Origin of the sequence: Pseudomonas sp. K5002 (genome assembly GCF_013386655.1) — a bacterium.
GTDB lineage: Bacteria > Pseudomonadota > Gammaproteobacteria > Pseudomonadales > Pseudomonadaceae > Aquipseudomonas.
Window position 1 is genome coordinate 1 of sequence record NZ_JACARK010001171.1, and the last position, 3635, is coordinate 3635.

The 3635-nt window shown below is 59.1% G+C and carries 7 protein-coding genes; 2 read left to right on the top strand and 5 right to left on the bottom strand.

What is annotated here, in order from left to right:
* The 5 genes from HX846_RS34535 to HX846_RS34555 form a co-directional block, all read right to left on the bottom strand.
* A partial coding sequence (locus HX846_RS34535; RefSeq protein WP_306173196.1) for an Ada metal-binding domain-containing protein occupies positions 1-300 on the bottom strand: 300 nt, incomplete at its 3' end.
* Between the two features lie 76 nt (positions 301-376).
* Positions 377-1057 carry a DNA oxidative demethylase AlkB gene (alkB, locus tag HX846_RS34540; RefSeq protein WP_008432502.1) on the bottom strand — a complete coding sequence of 227 codons (681 nt, stop codon included), beginning with the start codon at positions 1055-1057 and terminating at the stop codon, positions 377-379.
* On the bottom strand, positions 1047-1763 hold the full coding sequence (locus HX846_RS34545; protein WP_008432503.1) for a 2OG-Fe(II) oxygenase: 717 nt from the start codon (positions 1761-1763) through the stop codon (positions 1047-1049). Before HX846_RS34545 ends, alkB begins: the two co-directional genes overlap by 11 nt.
* A gap of 82 nt (positions 1764-1845) precedes the next feature.
* Positions 1846-2010, bottom strand: coding sequence for a hypothetical protein (locus HX846_RS34550; RefSeq protein ID WP_166742130.1), 165 nt, complete (start codon positions 2008-2010; stop codon positions 1846-1848).
* An 11-nt stretch (positions 2011-2021) separates the two neighbouring features.
* Complete coding sequence (locus HX846_RS34555) at positions 2022-2324, bottom strand: DUF1883 domain-containing protein (RefSeq protein WP_003212586.1); 303 nt, start codon at positions 2322-2324, stop codon at positions 2022-2024.
* 212 nt (positions 2325-2536) lie between these two features.
* Between HX846_RS34555 and HX846_RS34560 the strand changes: the two genes are divergently transcribed.
* The gene (locus HX846_RS34560) at positions 2537-2887 is read left to right on the top strand and encodes a hypothetical protein (protein ID WP_003212585.1); all 351 of its coding nucleotides are present in this window, start codon (positions 2537-2539) and stop codon (positions 2885-2887) included.
* A gap of 195 nt (positions 2888-3082) precedes the next feature.
* On the top strand, positions 3083-3635 hold a 553-nt coding region (locus tag HX846_RS34565), incomplete at its 3' end, for a c-type cytochrome (RefSeq protein WP_256740287.1).

The window sequence follows — 3635 nt, forward strand, 5'->3', positions numbered from 1 at the left end:
CAGGGTTTCGGCCTGTTCGATGTGCCGACAGGCCTCTGCCACGAGTTGCGCATGGCGTGCGGCCACCTGGGTCTGGTCCCCCGACGCGCGCTTGTTGGGCCGGTATCCCGCCGCTTCAGCCTGTTGCGGGGTGTCGAAGAACTCGACGTTCTCCGGGCGCGGGCGCCGTGCGGAACTGCTGGGGCGACAGTACACACCGGTGGTTTTCACACCATAGACGAAGGTCAAGTCGGCCTTGGCGTCTCGGGCGACAATCGCGGCCCAGCGGGGGTCTTGTTCGGTGGCGTGGCGCGCGGTCATGGTGGTGGCTCCTGGTTGAAGAATGCCAGGTTAGTCCCGTGGGGCATTCCCATCACTCCGATGCTTGCGGTCAAATTCATCCGGCCGTGCGAAACGTCAGGTTGATGCGCTGCGGCCCCATGACCGGATGCGTGCCGGGCTTGATCGGCATCACGCCGTGAAAGCGCAGGCGGTCCACGCCGCCCCATACCACTACGTCGCCATGGAACAGCGAGACTTTTTGCGTCTTGTCGCTGCGCTCATGGCCGCCGAACAGGAAGATCGCCGGTAAACCCAATGACACGGAGACCACCGGGGCCGCATAGCGACGCTCGTTCTTGTCCTGGTGCAGGGACATTTTCGCGCCTGGCACATAGCGGTTGATCAGACAGGCATCCGGCTCGAAATCGTCGAAACCTGCATCTGCTGCCGCCATCACGGCCAGTTCGCGCAATGCGGCCGGCAGGGCTGGCCAGGGTTGTTGGTTATTCGGGTCAATCGGGGAGTAGCGATAACCGGTCGAGTCGGTCGTCCAGCCCAATTCACCGCAACTGCTTAACGCCGCCGACATGGTAAAACCACCGGGCGTGACCATTTGCCGGAAGGGCGATTGAGCCAATACCCGTCGCAGTTCCGGTAGCAAACGCTCGACCCAGGGCAGGGCATAGCCCCTGAGGACGTAGGATTGTTCACCGATTTGCTCGCGCCCCGGGGGCTGTTGCAGCGCCTCATCGGCGAACAAATCGGCGGTTGATCCGGGAAGGGTCTTACTGCGCATCGTGAAAAATCACTCCCAAGGTATGCCGGGTACCACTGTGCAGAACACTGACCCCGTGGCGCAAGGTCACCCGATGAAACCCCCTCACACTCGGCATGGGTCGCTGATTGACCGCGAAGATTACCGCGTCACCCTGGTTAAGAGGGACGACCTGAGCCCGGGATTGCATTCTTGGCCGCTGCTCCGTCAGCACCAACTCCCCGCCACGAAAGTCCTCTCCCGGCTGCGACAACAGGATGGCAACTTGTAGGGGAAACACATGTTCCCCGTACAGATCCTGATGCAGGCAGTTGTAGTCGCCTGGACCGTATTGCAGCAATAACGGGGTAGGGCGTTGCTGCCCGGCAGCGTGGCAGCGGGCAATGAAGTCGGCATGGTGCGCCGGATAGGTGATCGGCAGGTTCATCTGTTCGTTCCAGCGATTGGCCTGGGGCGCCAGGAACCCATACAGCTGTTCACGCAGCGCGCAGATCGGCGCTGGCAGCGGGTAGCGGAAATATTTGTATTCGCCCCGGCCAAAGCCGTGCCTGGCCATCATCACATGGGAGCGAAACAGTTCGGGTCGGGGGTAGTGGCCGCTCAGTTCAGCGCATTCCTGCTGATCCAGCAGGGCCGGAATCAGTGCGTTACCCTGTTCATCGAGGGCTTGCTCGATGGCGGCCCAGTCCAGCTTGGCCAGGCGTTCATGCAGTGGAGTGGAAGGCATCGACAAGTTCCTGTGGCAGCGCATTAGGGCTGCCAGTCTAGAAAGTCGTCAGCGTCAGAACACTCCGATGCTTGCGCTCGAATTACAGCGCCTTGCTCACATTGATGTCAGTAATCTCATCGCTGGCATCGTGGATTTTCGCCAGGGCTTCCTTGGCTTCCTCCACGCTGCCTGCTTGCAGTTGGGCGAACTCGAAGCGGCGCTCACCGTTGAGTTTGTACTTGATCACATATTTGGTGGTAGTCACGGGCATTCCTGTCAGCTCAGTTTCGAATTGGTGCGGCGCACAATGCGGATCTTGTGGGACAAGGTCGGCTTTTTGGTCACGCTGATGGCGCGGCGGGTCACGACGTCCAGGGTGATGTTCCAGAACCCGGTGCTGGGCGCAGTGATTTTTGCCGGGAACTTGTCGAACGCGCCGCCGTGGTAAGTATGGCGGCCGCCGTTCTTGAAGCTGCGAAAGTTGGCATCGCTCATCAGGCGGATGTTGCAGGTTTGCGAGCATTCAATGACGACAATATCTCCTTCATTGAGGTGCTCACGCTGGTGGATGAATTTCATAAGGTGTCTCCAGAAGGGCTTTTTCTGAAAAATCAGAACGATACGTAGGTTAAGATGGAGTTTATCAGCCCCAGCACGTTTATTATCGGACCGTCGTCGACGACTTCGACAATTTAAAACAGTTATTTACCGAGTTATCAGGGATAAATCCTACGTGGGCGGGAGAAAAATACCTTCTTCGCTGTCGTAGGGTCTTTATCGGAGGTTTTTATATGAAGTGGAGTGTGTTGGTTCTGGCCCTGGCGTTGGGTGGATGTGCTTCGGTGGCGGATATCAAGCAGACCCCACCAACGCTGGCAGTGATCTCCGGGAAAAAACCACAGGAATACGCGGCGTGCGTTGTCCAGAAATTGTCTAAAACCCGCAGGCCTTCGCAGATCGAGCCTCACAAGGATGGTGTTCAAGTTATCGTACCGCAGAAGTTTTCTGCCGACCCGTCGGCCATTTTTGAAATTGAAGAGCGCTCCAGCGGGAGCAGTATCAAGCTCTACGAGAGCATGTCCAATGTGCCTATTCGTCCAGGTGACGTGAAGGCTGCGGGGGAAGCGTGCATTTCCGGCTGAGTCTTTAGCCGCCCACCTCGAATCCGATCAAGAAGCCCGACCCTGCTGCCGCAGCGTCGGGCTTTTTTGTGCGCGATGTTCAGTACACCGTCCTTTTGCTCGCGGATGAGTGTTGTCGCGACCGGGCCATTGCCCTACCATTTGTAGGCTTATGCCTAATTCGCCTAAGCATATAACTATAAAAATGGAGTCGTGATGATGTCTCTGGAACGAGTTCTGATGGGTAGCGCGTTGTTGCTGATGTTGGGCAATGCCCACGCGCTGGAGGGGAAAAACGTTTATATGCAGGGCGGCTCGCAGCCGGGAGCTGCGCCGTGCGTGGCCTGCCACGGGGCTGATGGCCTGGGGCTGGCAGCCGCGGGTTTTCCGCGTTTGGCCGGTTTATCGGCGGGGTATTTGCGTAAGCAACTGCAGGATTTTAAAAGTGGCGCCCGTAACAGCCCGGTGATGCAACCGCTGGCCAACGCCCTCACGGAAGAGGAAGTCAGCGCTGTAACCCGGCAGCTGGCGGCAATGCCTGCGCCCGCACCTGTGCCGGTGCACCGCAGCGAGATGCCTACTGACGCTGCGCAAAAGATTGCCCTGCAAGGCGCGTGGGAGCGCCAGATTCCGGCCTGTGTCAGCTGTCATGGCCCGGCCGGCGTGGGCGTCGGCGACGGGTTTCCACCCCTGGCCGGACAATCTGCGGCCTACCTCGCGGCGCAGTTGAACGCCTGGCGCAGCGGCACGCGCCATAACGATCCGAATG